The 15,574-nt window shown below is 46.2% G+C and carries 13 protein-coding genes and 1 other annotated feature; of the genes, 8 read left to right on the top strand and 5 right to left on the bottom strand.

The features are described from left to right. The first annotated feature begins 89 nt into the window (after window positions 1-89). On the top strand, window positions 90-2,435 hold the full coding sequence (gene arcB, locus LRP49_RS23140) for an aerobic respiration two-component sensor histidine kinase ArcB (protein ID WP_274145754.1): 2,346 nt from the start codon (window positions 90-92) through the stop codon (window positions 2,433-2,435). 51 nt (window positions 2,436-2,486) lie between these two features. Here the strand turns inward: arcB and arcA are convergent, their stop codons facing one another. Further along, window positions 2,487-3,206 (bottom strand): two-component system response regulator ArcA, encoded by a 720-nt coding sequence (arcA, locus tag LRP49_RS23135; RefSeq protein WP_274145752.1) that lies wholly within the window; start codon window positions 3,204-3,206, stop codon window positions 2,487-2,489. An 830-nt stretch (window positions 3,207-4,036) separates the two neighbouring features. Between arcA and LRP49_RS23130 the strand changes: the two genes are divergently transcribed. Then, the gene (locus tag LRP49_RS23130; protein ID WP_274145750.1) at window positions 4,037-4,531 is read left to right on the top strand and encodes a putative 4-hydroxy-4-methyl-2-oxoglutarate aldolase; all 495 of its coding nucleotides are present in this window, start codon (window positions 4,037-4,039) and stop codon (window positions 4,529-4,531) included. A gap of 50 nt (window positions 4,532-4,581) precedes the next feature. On the opposite strand, the gene LRP49_RS23125 is transcribed toward LRP49_RS23130, so the two are convergent. Together LRP49_RS23125 and aceK are read right to left on the bottom strand one after the other, a co-directional pair. Then, window positions 4,582-5,055 carry a hypothetical protein gene (locus LRP49_RS23125; RefSeq protein ID WP_274145748.1) on the bottom strand — a complete coding sequence of 158 codons (474 nt, stop codon included), beginning with the start codon at window positions 5,053-5,055 and terminating at the stop codon, window positions 4,582-4,584. A gap of 220 nt (window positions 5,056-5,275) precedes the next feature. Continuing rightward, the gene (aceK, locus tag LRP49_RS23120; protein ID WP_274145746.1) at window positions 5,276-6,991 is read right to left on the bottom strand and encodes a bifunctional isocitrate dehydrogenase kinase/phosphatase; all 1,716 of its coding nucleotides are present in this window, start codon (window positions 6,989-6,991) and stop codon (window positions 5,276-5,278) included. A 244-nt stretch (window positions 6,992-7,235) separates the two neighbouring features. Continuing rightward, window positions 7,236-7,354: a sequence feature (Thr leader region), on the top strand. An 88-nt stretch (window positions 7,355-7,442) separates the two neighbouring features. Between aceK and thrA the strand changes: the two genes are divergently transcribed. From thrA to thrC, 3 genes are read left to right on the top strand one after another with little or no spacing between them, the layout of a single operon-like run. After that, window positions 7,443-9,902 (top strand): bifunctional aspartate kinase/homoserine dehydrogenase I, encoded by a 2,460-nt coding sequence (gene thrA, locus LRP49_RS23115; RefSeq protein WP_274145744.1) that lies wholly within the window; start codon window positions 7,443-7,445, stop codon window positions 9,900-9,902. A 1-nt stretch (window position 9,903) separates the two neighbouring features. Beyond that, window positions 9,904-10,863, top strand: a complete 960-nt coding sequence (gene thrB / locus LRP49_RS23110) for a homoserine kinase (protein ID WP_274145742.1) — start codon at window positions 9,904-9,906, stop codon at window positions 10,861-10,863. Then, window positions 10,860-12,143, top strand: a complete 1,284-nt coding sequence (gene thrC, locus LRP49_RS23105) for a threonine synthase (protein ID WP_274145740.1) — start codon at window positions 10,860-10,862, stop codon at window positions 12,141-12,143. Before thrB ends, thrC begins: the two co-directional genes overlap by 4 nt. Window positions 12,144-12,209: 66 nt before the next feature. On the opposite strand, the gene grcA is transcribed toward thrC, so the two are convergent. After that, entirely contained in the window at window positions 12,210-12,587 is a 378-nt protein-coding gene (gene grcA / locus LRP49_RS23100) for an autonomous glycyl radical cofactor GrcA (RefSeq protein WP_067420127.1), read from the bottom strand. A 334-nt stretch (window positions 12,588-12,921) separates the two neighbouring features. On the opposite strand from grcA, the gene nfo reads away from it, so the two are divergent. The 3 genes from nfo to LRP49_RS23085 all read left to right on the top strand — a co-directional run bounded on the left by nfo (window position 12,922) and on the right by LRP49_RS23085 (window position 15,228). Beyond that, the gene (gene nfo, locus LRP49_RS23095) at window positions 12,922-13,788 is read left to right on the top strand and encodes a deoxyribonuclease IV (protein ID WP_274145737.1); all 867 of its coding nucleotides are present in this window, start codon (window positions 12,922-12,924) and stop codon (window positions 13,786-13,788) included. A gap of 41 nt (window positions 13,789-13,829) precedes the next feature. Further along, window positions 13,830-14,510 (top strand): uracil-DNA glycosylase, encoded by a 681-nt coding sequence (ung, locus tag LRP49_RS23090; protein WP_274145735.1) that lies wholly within the window; start codon window positions 13,830-13,832, stop codon window positions 14,508-14,510. Between the two features lie 184 nt (window positions 14,511-14,694). Next, window positions 14,695-15,228, top strand: coding sequence for a hemerythrin domain-containing protein (locus LRP49_RS23085; protein WP_274145733.1), 534 nt, complete (start codon window positions 14,695-14,697; stop codon window positions 15,226-15,228). A 147-nt stretch (window positions 15,229-15,375) separates the two neighbouring features. On the opposite strand, the gene LRP49_RS23080 is transcribed toward LRP49_RS23085, so the two are convergent. After that, complete coding sequence (locus LRP49_RS23080) at window positions 15,376-15,558, bottom strand: DUF3545 family protein (RefSeq protein WP_274145731.1); 183 nt, start codon at window positions 15,556-15,558, stop codon at window positions 15,376-15,378. Window positions 15,559-15,574 lie beyond the last annotated feature (16 nt).

Raw genomic sequence — 15,574 nt, 5'->3', positions numbered from 1 at the left:
CACTGTAACCGCAGATTCATTCCCTTTTTCTTTAGCTTCAGGTTGCTCACCGCTATCATGTCTTCAGTTCGTGATGATCGGGAAGTTCAATGAAGCAAATTAAACTCTTAGCGCAATATTATGTCGATTTGCTTGTTAAGCTGGGACTTGTGCGCTTTAGCATGCTGTTGGCATTAGCACTTGTGGCACTCGCCGTGCTGGTGCAGATAGGGATTACGTTATTTTTAAATGGCACTGTGCATAACAGTGACATCATTCGCTCTGTTTTCTTTGGCCTACTCATTACCCCTTGGGCCGTCTATTTTCTTTCTGTCGTGGTTGATCAGCTTGAAGAATCACGTCAGCGCCTTTCAAAACTTGTATCAAAACTGGAAGAGATGCGTTCCCGAGACATGGAACTTAATCGACAGTTAACGGACAACATCACTCAGCTCAATCAAGAGATCGAGGAGCGAAAGCGGGCAGAGGAAGCGCGTGAAGAGGCAATGGAAGATCTGGAAAACGAGGTCTACCAACGTGAAAAAGCGCAACTCGATCTTGCAGAACAAACGGCACTGTTGCGTTCATTTATTGATGCATCACCTGATCTGATCTACTACCGCAATGAAAAAGGTCAGTTCTCTGGTTGTAATAAGGCAATGGAAGAGCTGACCGGTAAGAAGGAGAAAGACCTTGTTGGCCTGACACCTTGGGATGTGTACAGCGAGGATGTGGCCAGTAAAGTTGTAGAGACTGACCAGCAGGTCTTTGATAACAGCGTTTCTCTGACCTATGAGCAGTGGTTGGAATATACCGACGGGACGAAAGCGTACTTTGAGCTTCGAAAACTGCCGTTTTATGCGCGTGATGGACGACGTCTGGGGATTGTCGGTTTTGGTCGTGAGATCACCGAGCGGAAACGCTATCAAGATGCCTTGGAAAAAGCGAGCCGAGATAAAACAGCGTTTATTTCAACCATTAGTCACGAGCTTCGCACCCCTCTTAATGGCATTGTTGGATTGAGCCGCATGCTGCTTGAGACCAAGCTGACGGGTGAGCAAATGGGGCACTTGCGAACCATTCATGTCAGTGCGATAACCCTCGGCAATATTTTCAATGACATTATCGATCTAGACAAGTCTGATCGCAGCCGCTTGGAACTCTCTCCTCAGCCTGTCGATTTTCATGATTTCGTTTCTGAAATAGAAAATATCAGTGGCTTGATGGCGGAACAGAAAGGGCTTCGTTTTAGCTTAGATCGCCTAACTGACTTGCCTTCCTCTATTAAAGTCGATGCGACAAGGCTTCGTCAGATTCTTTGGAATCTGGTTGGCAATGCTGTGAAATTTACCAAGCAGGGTGCTGTAAATGTGGCAGTTCGCTGCGACGTTGAAGATGACGTAGCGCATTTGGAATTCGATATTGAAGACAGCGGTATCGGTATTCCGCCGGAAGAGCAGAACAAAATTTTTGCTATGTACTATCAGGTCAAGCAAGGAGAGGACAACTTACATGCGGTGGGAACTGGCATTGGCCTTGCCGTATCTCGTCAGTTGGCAAGGTTGATGGATGGCGATATCACCGTCGACAGCGATGTTGGAGAAGGAAGTGTCTTTACATTGACCTTATCGGTTCCGCTTTGTGAGCATGCTGAAAACGTTGAAACCGTGAAAGAAGAGCAAAGTCCGCTTCAGATCCTTTTAGTTGAAGATATTGAGCTGAACATTACGGTTGCCAAGAATCTGTTAGAAAGCTTGGGGCATACTGTTTTGGTGGCGAGAAATGGTAAAGAAGCACTGTCGATGTTTGAGCAACAGACCTACGATCTGTTGCTGCTCGATATTCAATTGCCGGATATGACAGGCTTTGATATTGCAAAAACCTTAAGAGACAGTGGCAAAGCACTGCCACCACTCGTAGCGTTAACCGCGAACGTGATTAAGGACAAGACCGAATACATCAAAAAGGGAATGGACGACGCAATCAGCAAGCCAATTAGTGTTGTTGCTGTTGCTGGTGTCATCGAACGCTTGGCGTTGCAGTGTCCTATTTCTGGTGAGGTTAAACACGAAGAGCCGAACATCATCGGTAGCGAGGTGGTCGATACTTTGCTTGACCTAGGAATGCTCACCTCCTACGTCGACATTGTTGGGGCTGAGCCAGTCTATAAGAGCATTGAGATGTTTGAGCAGGTTATGCCTGAGTACCTCAAGATCCTAGACAGTAATATGACGGCGAAAGACCAAGACGGCATCGCCAGCGAAGCACATAAAATCAAAGGTGCAGCAGGGTCTATTGGCCTCAAACATATCCAAAAAGTCGCGCAACAGGCACAGTCGCCAGAGCTTCCTGCTTGGTGGGAGAATATCGCTGACTGGGTTGATGAAATCAAAAATGGTTATTCGCACGATCTGGGCGTGCTGAAACAGTGGTTAGACGATTACAGTAAGAAGTAAAAAACAAAAAAGCCCGCATTAGCGGGCTTTTTTAAATGCCAACAGGAAGGATTAGAAATCTTCCAGTTCACCACAGAAGCGGTAGCCTTCACCGTGGATAGTCGCAATGATCTCTGGTGTATCACCAAAAGATTCAAAGTGCTTACGGATGCGGCGAATCGTAACGTCAACGGTACGATCGTGTGGCTTAAGCTCGCGTCCAGTCATCTTCTTCAGAAGATCTGCGCGCGTTTGGATTTTGCCTGGGTTTTCACAGAAGTGAAGCAGTGCACGGAACTCAGAACGAGGCAGTTTAAATTGCTCGTTGTCTGGGCTGATCAATGAACGGCTGTTGATATCCAGAACCCAACCATTGAACACATAGCGGTCAACTGAACGCTTGTCTTCTAGCGGTGAACCTTGGTTCATTGCGCGAGTTAGCAGGTTGCGAGCACGGATAGTCAGTTCACGTGGGTTGAATGGTTTGGTGATGTAATCATCCGCACCGATTTCAAGGCCCAGGATCTTATCAACTTCGTTGTCACGGCCAGTCAGGAACATCAGAGCCATATCGCCTTGCTCACGCAGTTCGCGAGCCAGCAACAAGCCGTTTTTGCCTGGAAGGTTAATGTCCATGATCACCAGGTTAACCTGATTGTTGGAAAGCACTTGGTGCATTTCTTCGCCATCATTGGCTTCTAGAACGGTATAACCTTCTGCTTCGAAGATGCTTTTTAGCGTGTTACGAGTTACGTGCTCGTCTTCAACAATCAGAATATGAGGGGTTTGCATTGGCGTTACCTAATTTCTTAAAAAATCTGGCATAACAGTCACAGCGTAACATTACACTGTGAAGAAAACTTACAAACAAGAAAAGTATATCAAAAGCGTAATTCTCAGCGATCGAACATACTTCTCTGTATCAAACGCCATCCTTAGAGAAGGTGAACGCGAATTTGCATCACCGTTCTGTATGCTACCAATCAAGACTCTTTGGTCAGCAAATCCATTGGATAGCACGATTGTATTCATTTAACAGCGTGCTAACAATATTTAGTAATAAATCAACGCAATTTTTTTTAAGCTTTATTGATATACGTCAATCTCGCTCAAAAACTCCACGATATTAGTGATCGCGCGGTAAATTTCGTTGTAATTATTAAAAGTGGGTTTCAACCTTTTCGTACTATTACAACAGCTGTGAACAATGTGTAACGGCAGACATTGAAGGTTAGGGTATCAGAGCATTTTGCTAGATCTTGGTCAATATCTTCGATTCAATAACTTCGGCGATATCACAGCTTTTATGGTTTAAACCTCACGTATTTACTCGCTTTATAAGGTCTTTGTATTGTTGTTGTCTTTTATATCTTCAGTTTTTAACTGGAATAATAATCTAAATTATTATCATCTTTCGCTAGATTAAACTTTTCATGTCATTCGTTTTCGGCGGCACTTATTGGTCGTTTTGCTGTAAGCAATGATGGCGGAGGAATTTTGCCACCTAGCAACTTGCACCTGTTGTCATCTCCCACTTTGAAGACGTAACTGCGATCAGGTTTCAGATCCTTGCTAGGTTTAGAGGCATGTACCATCGCGGCGTTATTATGAGGGGATAAGACATGGATGATCTCTTGCCTGATTTGTGTGATGAGTTTGAAGGCACCGTCACTTGGGTGCCAATTCAGTGGCAAGATTATGGCGGAAAACACATCTTTAGCGGGAAAGTGGAAACCTTGCGCTGCTACGAAGACAACTCCATGGTTAGAGAGCTAGTAGCATCTCCCGGTGAAGGACGGATTTTAGTCATTGATGGGCATGGTAATCTCAACCGCGCTTTGTTGGGAGATTTACTGGCTGAGAAAGCGGTCAAAAATGGTTGGAATGGTGTAGTTGTGTATGGTGCAGTGCGTGATGCAGCAGCCTTAAGTGGCATGCCTCTGGGGGTTAAAGCTTTGGGTGTTTGTCCCATTAAAACAGAGAAGAAAGGGAAAGGCGAAATTGGTGCTAGCTTGCGAATTGGGGGGATTCTTATTGAATCCGGCAATTACCTTTATGCGGATAAAAACGGTGTTGTTGTTAGCGAGATACCGTTAAAAGCAGTTTCCAGTCTTTAACCGTCAAAAAAAACCGCCTACAGCAGGCGGTTTTTTATATCCAGATTCGACTAGAAACGGTAGCCGACACCTAATTGATAATTCGTTGAGTTTTCAGGCATCTGGTTGAAGTTATAGTCTACTTTTGCTTCAAGATTTAATGTGTCAGTAATTTTAAACGTGCTGCTCATTCCAAAGACGCCAATGGTCTCTTCATTCACACGCTCTGCTTGAATACTACTGTCAAAGCTTAGTGCTTCGTTAACATTAAACTGGACCCCACTCGATACGCCCTTGGCTCCAGACGAAATCACCGAGTCTGTGGTCAACTCTGTTGCAAGAAACACGTTAATTTTTTCATGAACGGGATAGTGGTATCCACTACTTATCGTCCACGTATCAAAACTTTGGTTTCCTGTTTTTAACGAGTTTGAAAACCAAGGCTTGTTGTTCTCTTCAACATATTCATACAGCGGTAACGAACCCTGCGCGATTGCAAAAAAAGCCACTAATTGCAGGGTGATGGCAAGCAATAATCTTCTCATTGAGCCTCCTTCCCTGATTCGTTTTTATTAGACTGAATTGTTATTTTAGATCACTTGTCTCATTTTGGATAAAGCAGAATGCGCATATTTTGAACACAATTTTTGTATTGTGACATTGCTCCGGCATTACATTGCCATACCTCATGACGACTAATATATGAGCAATTTATATGCATGAATAGTGGTGCTTTTTTGACGGTACACTATGTTGCTCGCAATTTTATAAATTGGTAAATCGGCACTCGTCACTGTAAGGAAAGACATCATTGAATTGGCCGTGTTGGATGTTGTTTTGCAACTCCTTCCAATAGTCTGCATCGAACAGGTCTGCATGCAGCTCATCAAAGAGTGCACGTATCTTGGGGTTGATCAGCAAGAAGGTGCGAAACTCCTCTGGGAAAACATCATACTCACCAACGCTATACCAAGGTTCAGCCGCCATTTCGTCCTCTGGGAAGCGCGGAGGCGGGATGCGTCTGAAATTGACTTCGGTGAGATAAGAAATTTCATCATAGTCATAGAAAATGACACGGCTATGCCTTGATACGCCGAAGTTCTTGAACAGCATATCGCCGGCGAAGATGTTGGCGGCGGCTAACTGTTTAATGGCGTCACCATATTCCTGTACCGCTTCGCGAAGCTCGGCATCGTCAGCTTGTTCGAGGTAGATGTTAAGCGGGATCATGCGACGTTCCATGTAGAGGTGTCGTATGTGGATCTCTTTGCTGGTCAGTTTGATGTTTGACGGAGCGACCTGAAGCAGTTCGTCTATCAGTTCATTACTGAAGCGATGGCGGGGAAATATATAGTTCCGATAATCAAGGGTATCCGCCATTCGCCCAACACGATCGTGTTCTTTAACCAACTTATACTTTTCTTTGACCATGGCATGGGTAATGTCTTTTTGGGGCGCAAATCTGTCTTTGATGATTTTGAAAACGAAGCCATAGGATGGCAGCGTGAACACGGACATCACCATGCCTTTAATGCCGGGAGCAACAACAAACTGGTCGTCCGAATGCTCCATATGAAGGAGGAACTCACGATACAGTTCTGTTTTGCCATGTTTTTGACACCCGATGGATGTGTAAAGTTGAGAGGGTGTTTTATGAGGCATTAACTGGCCGAGGAAGTCGACCAAGGTCGCAGGAGCGGGGGCATAAACCATGAAATATGAGCGCGCGAAGCCGAAAATTACGCTGACGTCGTCGGAGTCGACAATGCAGGCATCGACATAAAGCTGATTTTGCGAGTTCGTCAGAATGGGGATCACAAGAGGACGCGTCTGATTGGCCATATCGATACGACCAATCAAGTAGGCTGCCTTATTACGGAAAAATGGCTCACGGATCATATCAATGATCACTTCATCCGTCAGTTGCGGCCCTAAGGTATGCTGAAGGGCTTCTACGATGCGATGTATATCTCTGGCCTTGTCGACCCAGCCGAGTGTGAAAGGCGTGTCGTCAAGAATGCGTTCTACGGTTTGAATGAGACTGTTTTTTGACGGGTAGCGTTTTAGCAATGGCGTTGGGTATTTGGGAATACGGCCGCCTTGGGAACTGTTTACAAACAATTTGTCCCGTCGGATGTTGCGATGGTCGAACATTCTGCAATAGACGGAGTTAAAGAAGCTTTCCGCGATGTCATAACGTGGGTAGTCATCAAGCAATCGGCTGTATTCTTCTTTTACTGCCATCAAGAAGGATCGGGTGGCATGTTGCTTGGTCAGCATGGTTTTCAGTTGCTGGCTGACGAGCCCAACATGATGATCGTAGAAGCTGATACGTGTTTTAAGTGCTTTTTGGACGCTTTTCCAATCACGCTGTTCAAAACGCTCTTGTGCTCCGGCGGTGACATCCAGAAAGCGACCGTACATTGCATCTGCGCCTTGTAATATGGTTTGCGCGACCAACTCCGTCATTGCAACTGCCATTGGTTCCCTCCTTTGGTGTCGCTGTTTTTCTGTTCAATTCAATTAACTATGTCTTGCCACTAACGACTGCGCAAGGTTAAGTGGAGAAAATTAAGGTATTTCTCATCTTTTAAAATTGATAATGAAGAGTTGCGAATTACAGCGTTTTTTTGAGAGATAACTTAAATTTTTGTTGACCTTAATGGCTGCATTCTGTAAACGTTATAGAAAGGCAAAACAAAAGGTTTTTTAACCATGCTTAACGCAGTCGGCACCACAACCATTATTACCACGATTACCATCACCATGTGTGAGGGTGCGGGCTGACATGCACTGAATTTTTAAAAAAGGCCCGTACCCCAATAAGGTACGGGCTTTTTTTTAACCTGATTATTACTGGATTATAGGATTTATACCAACACGGCTTCAGACGATTAGTCCGGTTGGTATTAACAAGGAGTTGGAGGAAAGGATGCGAGTTTTAAAGTTTGGCGGTACTTCGCTAGCAAATGCCGAGAGATTCAGTCGCGCAGCAGAAATCATCACCAGCAATACCTGTCAAAGTGAGGTGTCGGCGGTACTATCTGCGCCAGCTAAGATCACCAATGCGCTCGTCGACGTGATTGAAAATACAATCAAACATGGCGAAGCTGAATTGCAAGTCGCAGAGATCCAATCCATTTTCTCAGCCCTGTTTGACGGCTTGTCAGACATGGAAGCAGATTTCAATAAAGCGTCTCTGTATCAAGCCCTCGACAGCACCGTGGCTCAACTCAAGCAATATGTCCATGGTATTGCGCTACTGGGTCTCTGCCCTGACAACATTTATGCCCGTATCATCAGCAAAGGTGAGCGTCTCTCGATTGCTACCATGTCAGAGCTGTTGAAAGCACGTGGCTTCAATACGTATGTGATTGACCCTGTACACTATCTTCAGGCAAAAGGTGACTACCTTGAAGCGATGGTTGATATCGAAGTGTCTTCGGATCGCTTTAAGAAAGAGCCAATTCCTGCAAATCATATCGGTTTGATGCCTGGGTTCACCGCGTCAAATGAGCAAGGCGAGTTGGTCACTTTGGGCCGCAATGGTTCGGACTACTCTGCTGCCGTTTTGGCGGCGTGTGTTCGCGCAGAGTGCTGTGAGATCTGGACGGATGTAGATGGTGTTTACAGTTGTGATCCACGATTAGTGCCGGACGCGAAGCTATTGAAGTCGCTGAGCTACCAAGAGGCAATGGAGCTCTCTTACTTCGGTGCCAAAGTGCTTCACCCGAAAACTATTCTCCCAATTGCTCGCTTTCACATTCCTTGTCTAATCAAAAATACCGCCAACCCTCAGGGTGCGGGCACCTTGATTGGTAACGACAACCACGAAGACAATCTAGCTGTGAAAGGCATTACCACCTTAAGCAAGCTGAGCATGGTTAACGTGTCAGGTCCTGGCATGAAAGGTATGGTGGGCATGGCGGCGCGCGTGTTTGGCGCGATGTCTTCGGCTGGCGTGTCGGTTGTATTGATCACACAGTCGTCTTCCGAGTACAGCATCAGCTTCTGTATTGAAGCGGAAGATAAGCCATTGGCTATGCGTGCACTTCAGGAAAACTTTGAGCTTGAATTGAAAGACGGTCTGCTGGAGCCTGTTGAGTTCGTCGACAACGTCGCGATTGTGTCGCTAGTGGGCGATGCGATGCGCACAGCTAAAGGCGTTGCATCTCAATTCTTCACATCATTAGCAGAAGTGAATGTGAATATCGTAGCAATTGCGCAGGGTTCTTCTGAGCGTTCAATCTCTGCGGTGATTCCAGATAGCCGTGTATCTGAAGCGGTCAAAGCATGTCACGAGAACCTCTTTAACTCTAATCACTACCTAGATGTATTTATCGTTGGTGTTGGTGGTGTAGGTGGCGAGCTCGTTGAGCAGGTGCAACGTCAGCAAGCGAAACTGGCTGACCAAGGCATTGTCATTCGTGTTTGTGGTCTGGCGAACAGCCGTGGCATGTTGCTCGACAGCAAAGGTATCGACCTCAATAGCTGGCGAGAAGAGTTAGCGGCAGTCGATGAGCCGTTCAGCCTGCCACGTATGGTGCGTTTGGTGCAGCAAAATCACCTCATTAACCCCGTATTTATCGACTGTACGTCGGACCAATCTATTGCTGATCAATACGTAGATTTCCTTTCAGCGGGTTTCCACGTGATTACGCCAAACAAGAAAGCGAACACCGCAGGTATGGCGTACTACCAGCAATTACGTAAGTCTGCGCGTGCGACTCGCCGTAAGTTTATGTACGACACCACAGTAGGCGCGGGTCTGCCAGTTATTGAAAACTTGCAGAACCTGATCGCAGCAGGTGATGAGCTGGAAAAATTCACCGGTATCTTATCTGGTTCTCTTTCCCATATTTTCGGCAAGCTGGATGAAGGCCAAAGCTTCAGTGAAGCGACCAGTGTTGCTCGTGACAGCGGCTTCACTGAGCCGGATCCACGCGATGATCTGTCAGGTATGGATGTTGCGCGCAAACTGCTAATTCTTGCACGTGAAGCCGGGATGCATCTTGAGTTGGAAGACGTGGATGTAGAGCCTGCACTGCCACCTGGCTTTGACGACTCTGGTGATGTGGCTGCATTTATGGCGAAACTGCCTGAAGCAGATGCGTATTTCGATAAATTGGCGGCAGATGCACGTGCGGAAGGCAAAGTACTGCGCTACGTCGGCAGTATCGATAAAGGCCACTGCTCAGTGAAAATTCAGGCGGTTGATGCTGATGACCCGATGTTCAAAATCAAAGAAGGCGAGAATGCCTTGGCGTTCTACAGCCGTTACTACCAGCCAATTCCGCTGGTGCTAAGAGGTTATGGTGCGGGCACAGCGGTAACGGCCGCAGGTGTCTTTGCCGACTTGATGCGCACACTTGGCTGGAAGTTGGGGGTATAACATGAGTGTTGTTGTTTACGCTCCCGCATCAATTGGTAACGTCAGCGTTGGTTTTGATGTGTTAGGGGCGGCAGTATCTCCTATCGACGGCACACTATTGGGCGATCGCGTAAAAGTGGCAGACGGTGGTTCGACCCCCTTTGTGCTTGATTGCGTGGGTAGCTTTGTTGATAAGCTGCCAGAAAACCCAGAAGAGAATATCGTTTTTCAGTGCTACCAAGTTTTTCGCCGAGAGCTGGAAAAACGTGGTGAACCCATTCGAAATGTCGCCATGACGTTAGAAAAGAACATGCCGATTGGTTCAGGTCTAGGTTCAAGCGCGTGTTCTATTGTTGCTGCTCTTGATGCACTCAATAAATTCCATGATGACGTGTTAGATGAAACGACATTGCTCGCATTGATGGGAGAAATGGAAGCCGCGATTTCTGGTAGCCTCCATTACGATAACGTTGCCCCTTGTTATTTAGGCGGCCTGCAACTGATGGTCGAACAAATGGGGATTATCAGCCAGCAAGTGCCATGTTTTGATGAGTGGTATTGGGTGATGGCCTACCCGGGAATTAAGGTGCCGACGGCAGAAGCGCGTGCAATTTTGCCTGCGCAATATCGTCGTCAGGATGTGATTAATCATGGTCGACATCTGGCAGGCTTCATCCATGGCTGTTACTCTGGTCAACCCGAACTGGCGGCAAGCATGATTAAAGATGTTGTCGCAGAACCGTATCGCGAGAAACTCCTGCCGGGTTTTGCTGAGGCAAGACACTATGCAGAAGATGCAGGCGCGTTGGCTACAGGGATCTCCGGATCAGGACCGACGCTGTTTAGCATTACCAGCGATAAGGCAGTGGCGGAGCGCGTTGCCAAATGGCTGCAGGAAAATTACGTTCAGAATGAAGAAGGATTTGTCCATATCTGTCGATTGGATAACACCGGGTCGACAGTGACAGGAAGTGAACTATGAAGTTATACAACATCAAAGAAAACGACGAAAACGTCTCGTTTGGTCAGGCAGTAAAGCAGGGCCTAGGTCGCAACCAAGGCCTGTTTTTCCCAAGTGAACTCCCAACATTTGATGACGTTGATGCGTTGCTAGCGAAAGATTTTGTTAGCCGCAGCAGCGAGATTTTGTCTGCCTTTATTGGTGAAGAACTCTCCGCAGAGACAGTTCGAAGCATGGTAGATGGTGCGTTCCAATTCCCTGCTCCTGTTGAAAAAGTGACGGACACTATCAGTGCGTTGGAATTGTTCCATGGCCCGACGTTAGCATTTAAAGACTTTGGCGGCCGTTTCATGGCGCAATCACTGGCGGCGGTTACTGATGGTGGCAAGGTGACTATTCTAACGGCCACGTCAGGTGACACGGGGGCAGCGGTTGCGCATGCGTTTTACGGCATGGAAAACATCAATGTTGTTATCTTGTACCCGAAAGGCAAAATCAGCCCGTTACAAGAAAAGCTTTTTTGCACCCTAGGTGGCAATATCCATACGGTGGCCGTAAACGGTACATTCGATGATTGTCAGGCGATGGTGAAAAACGCATTTGATGATGCTGAACTGCGTAAAGCGATTGGTCTTAATTCGGCTAACTCAATCAACATCAGCCGTTTAATGGCGCAAATCTGTTACTACTTCGAAGCGGCTTCTCAGCTAACTAAAGCGCAGCGTGAAAATCTGGTTGTAGCCGTACCAAGTGGTAACTTCGGCAACTTGACCGCCGGTTTGCTTGCCAAAGCGATTGGCTTGCCAATCAAGCGCTTTATTGCAGCCACAAATGTGAATGACACCGTGCCACGCTACCTGAAAACCGGTGAGTGGACACCAGAAGCAACCATTCCAACATTGTCTAACGCCATGGATGTTAGTCAGCCAAACAACTGGCCGCGTATTGAAGAGCTGTGCCAAATTAAAGGTTGGGGTTTGAATGAGCTTGGTTCAGGTGCCGTGACGGATGCGGAAACGGCAGAAACCTTGAAGGCGATGTTTGATGCTGGCTATTTGTGTGAGCCGCATGGCGCGATAGCATACCGTGTATTGGAAGAGCAACTTCAAGATGGTGAGTTTGGTTTGTTCTTATGTACCGCGCACCCAGCAAAATTCAAAGAGTCGGTGGATGATATCTTAGGGCAAGATATTCCTTTGCCAGGACCACTTGCAAAACATGCAGTGATGGATTTGTTGTCTGTCGAACAAGATGCAGATTTTGCACAGCTCCGCGAGTATTTGATGAAAGTGGCGGGCTAACAACTGCTCCATATATAAAAAAACCGGCCATTGGCCGGTTTTTTTTGTATTCGTGCTAACTGTCGATTATAGAGAGTTAGTGAAAGTACGTGCGATAACGTCGCGTTGCTGTTCAACAGTCAGAGAGTTGAAACGCACAGCGTAGCCTGATACGCGGATAGTCAGCTGTGGGTATTTTTCTGGGTGCTTAGCAGCGTCTTCCAGCGTTTCACGCTTCAGAACGTTTACGTTCAGGTGTTGACCGCCTTCGATTTTAGCAGGTACTTCGATCGCGATTTCGCGGCTTTCGTACTCACCCAGATCGGCAGCAGGAATTACTTGGTCTGCTTCGAAGCCTGCTTTTGCAGCAACACAACGTGCTTCGTTGGTCTCGCTGTCTAGCAGCCAGATTGAATTCAGTAGGTCGTCGTTAGCGGCTTTAGTGATCTGAATACCAGTGATCATAATTCTTTCCCCTTGATAGGCTTTGATGATTTTAATTTTCGAACTTTTGATGAGCTGGGTACTTGTATACCGTAATGTTTGTAAGGTTATTTTGATTTTAGTCAAATTACAACCAAAATATGCAAAATTCGAACAATGATTTTCTTGTTCTGAATCAAGAAAATATTAACTATTTGAAAATGTACATATTGGTAACATTTAAAGTCGTTGGTAAAAATTACATTTGTAATTTTATTACTACAAAATGGTGTATTGGAAAGGCGATGAAATTCCTGTTTATCGTCAAAGTAAGTAACTTAAAATGTTGTCGGTTACGAAGTGGGAGTAAATTGAGATGAAATATATTGGCGCACATGTATCTGCCGCGGGGGGAGTAGACAAAGCACCGGCTAACGCTGCACAAATTGGTGCCAACGCATTTGCGTTGTTTACTAAAAACCAACGACAGTGGGTTGCCAAAGCATTAGAAAGCGAAACCATTGCGACCTTTAAGGCGAATTGTCGTCTGCATGGATTTGCACCAGAGGCGATTCTTCCCCACGACTCATACCTCATTAACCTTGGTGCGCCGGAAGAAGAAAAATTGCTGAAATCGCGAGAGGCGTTCATTGACGAAATGAAGCGTTGTCAGCAGCTTGGTTTGCCACTGTTGAATTTTCACCCTGGTAGTCATTTAAAAAAGATCAGTGAAGATGTCTGTTTAGCATTGATTGCTGAGTCGATTAACCTCGCCCATAAAGAAGTCCCTGACGTGGTGGCCGTGATTGAGAATACCGCAGGGCAAGGCACAAACTTGGGTTGGTCGTTTGAGCAACTCGCGACAATCATTGCGCAAGTGGAAGACAAAAAGCGAGTGGGTGTGTGTATTGATACATGCCATGCGTTCGCGGCGGGCTATGATCTGCGTACGCATAGTGCGGCTGAAAAAACCTTTGCGGAGTTTGAAAAAACAGTCGGTTTTCAATACTTAAGAGGCATGCATTTGAATGACTCTAAAACACCATTTGGCAGTCGCGTGGATCGCCACCATGCACTGGGAGAGGGGGAAATTGGTTTGCCTTGCTTCGAGGTGATCATGCAAGACAGTCGATTTGATGGTATCCCGCTTATCTTGGAAACCATAAAGCCTGAGAAATGGGCGGATGAGATCCGTCTCCTGCGTCAATTCGAAGTCACAGCATCTTCTTCAATAAGCGCGTAGAATCTCGCTCTATTAAACAATAATCGCAAGTTGGGAAACAAATGACACAAGTAACCACCTGGCAAGACGTGATTGGTCAGGAAAAAGAACAGGATTACTTTAAAGACACGATGACGTTTGTGACTGAAGCGCGCGAACAAGGCAAAGTGATCTACCCACCTAAAGAAGATGTGTTCAACGCGTTTCGTTTTACAGAGCTTAGCGATGTGAAGGTCGTGATCTTAGGGCAGGACCCATATCATGGCCCGAACCAAGCACATGGACTTTGCTTTTCGGTTTTACCCGGCATTAAGCCGCCGCCGTCTTTAGTTAATATGTACAAAGAGTTGGCGCAGGACATTGACGGTTTCACGATTCCGAATCATGGCTATTTGAAAAGTTGGGCTGATCAGGGTGTATTGCTGTTGAATACCGTATTGACGGTCGAACAGGGCAATGCGCATTCTCATGCCCATTTGGGGTGGGAGACGTTTACGGATCGCGTTATTGAAGCCGTAAACCAACATTGTGAAGGTGTTGTATTCCTACTTTGGGGAGCACATGCGCGTAAAAAAGGCCGTGTGATTGATCGCCAACGTCACCATGTTCTTGAGGCACCGCACCCATCCCCACTATCGGCCCACCGTGGATTCCTCGGTTGCAAACACTTCTCTTCCACCAATCGGTTGTTATCTGAAATGGGCAAAGTCACGGTTAATTGGCAACCTGATTTAGACGCTTAGCATTTGTCTTAGCTTGACCTCTTTGTGAAAAGAGCCCGCATTCAGTGAAATGGATCGCGGGTTTTTTCTTTGGCGATTCTTCATCCAATTAATTGAACAAAAAATGACCATGCGCAAGTCATCTCGATGTGGGCTGGATAGACTGATGAAATTGGAGAATAAAAATCAAAGGAAGGGAGTCGCTATGCTAATCAGTAGCATTCATGAAGATCATAATAATATTAGTAAGTTACTTAAACTTCTCGCCCGTAATCTCACTGCAATTAAAAACGAGAAGTCAGTGAATTACAGCCTGATCCGCGATGCCGTGCGTTATTTACAAGAGCATGCGGAAAGATATCACCATCCTAAGGAAGACCTGATTTATCACTATTACGTTGATAAATATAAAGGTGCGGAAGAGGTGGCACGCCTAGACGCTGAGCATGATAGCTTGGCTGGGTTAACTGCCGAGTTTGCTGACACGGTGGATATGATTTTGATGGATGCGGTTATTCCATTGGATCTTTTTGCAGAAAAGCTCAATCGATTTGTGGTGAGCCAGCGCGAGCACCTTGAGTTGGAAGAGCGCGCTATTCTTCCGTTAATTAAAAAGCAGCTGACAAAGGATGACTGGGATTACTTGCAGACTCAATGGGAGTCTGAGCTAAGCGACCCCTTGTTTGGTGAGCAGGTTTCTGACACGTTTGTTGAATTGGCATCAGCACTGAAGTCTTGATCGTTTAAGCCGCTTTCAAAGAGCCGGCGGTTTAGAGAATCCAGTCAATGAAAACATAAAAGGCACAGCAATGTGCCTTTTTAGATTACGGCGCGTTGACGTAAAAGTGTGCGCCAGCAGGTTCAACGGCTGATAGAAAACAGAGGGTTAAAAATCAAAGTCACTATCGTTAAAATCACCGACCATATCGATGTCTTGCAACTCTTTTCTAAGGCGCTGTCTGTCTTTCAGAGCCTCAATTTCTCGCCACTTGCGTTTGACTTGCTTATTTCGTCCACCGCGTTGTGTTCTGTCTTGATCGAAAATATCTTCGAAGGCAAAGCTATCCATAAATTCACCTCATATT

Origin of the sequence: Enterovibrio qingdaonensis (genome assembly GCF_028683135.1) — a bacterium.
In the GTDB taxonomy this organism is placed as follows: Bacteria; Pseudomonadota; Gammaproteobacteria; order Enterobacterales; family Vibrionaceae; genus Enterovibrio; species Enterovibrio qingdaonensis.
This window is presented reverse-complemented; position numbering and strand designations above follow the sequence as displayed.

Excerpts from the sequence above, each read along its gene's own strand:
- thrB (WP_274145742.1), top strand. The coding sequence starts at position 9,904 with ATGAGTGTTGTTGTTTACGCTCCCGCATCAATTGGTAACGTCAGCGTT.
- nfo (WP_274145737.1), top strand. The coding sequence starts at position 12,922 with ATGAAATATATTGGCGCACATGTATCTGCCGCGGGGGGAGTAGACAAA.
- thrC (WP_274145740.1), top strand. The coding sequence starts at position 10,860 with ATGAAGTTATACAACATCAAAGAAAACGACGAAAACGTCTCGTTTGGT.
- thrA (WP_274145744.1), top strand. The coding sequence starts at position 7,443 with ATGCGAGTTTTAAAGTTTGGCGGTACTTCGCTAGCAAATGCCGAGAGA.
- aceK (WP_274145746.1), bottom strand. The coding sequence starts at position 6,991 with ATGGCAGTTGCAATGACGGAGTTGGTCGCGCAAACCATATTACAAGGC.
- grcA (WP_067420127.1), bottom strand. The coding sequence starts at position 12,587 with ATGATCACTGGTATTCAGATCACTAAAGCCGCTAACGACGACCTACTG.
- arcA (WP_274145752.1), bottom strand. The coding sequence starts at position 3,206 with ATGCAAACCCCTCATATTCTGATTGTTGAAGACGAGCACGTAACTCGT.
- LRP49_RS23130 (WP_274145750.1), top strand. The coding sequence starts at position 4,037 with ATGGATGATCTCTTGCCTGATTTGTGTGATGAGTTTGAAGGCACCGTC.
- arcB (WP_274145754.1), top strand. The coding sequence starts at position 90 with ATGAAGCAAATTAAACTCTTAGCGCAATATTATGTCGATTTGCTTGTT.
- LRP49_RS23080 (WP_274145731.1), bottom strand. The coding sequence starts at position 15,558 with ATGGATAGCTTTGCCTTCGAAGATATTTTCGATCAAGACAGAACACAA.
- LRP49_RS23125 (WP_274145748.1), bottom strand. The coding sequence starts at position 5,055 with ATGAGAAGATTATTGCTTGCCATCACCCTGCAATTAGTGGCTTTTTTT.
- LRP49_RS23085 (WP_274145733.1), top strand. The coding sequence starts at position 14,695 with ATGCTAATCAGTAGCATTCATGAAGATCATAATAATATTAGTAAGTTA.
- ung (WP_274145735.1), top strand. The coding sequence starts at position 13,830 with ATGACACAAGTAACCACCTGGCAAGACGTGATTGGTCAGGAAAAAGAA.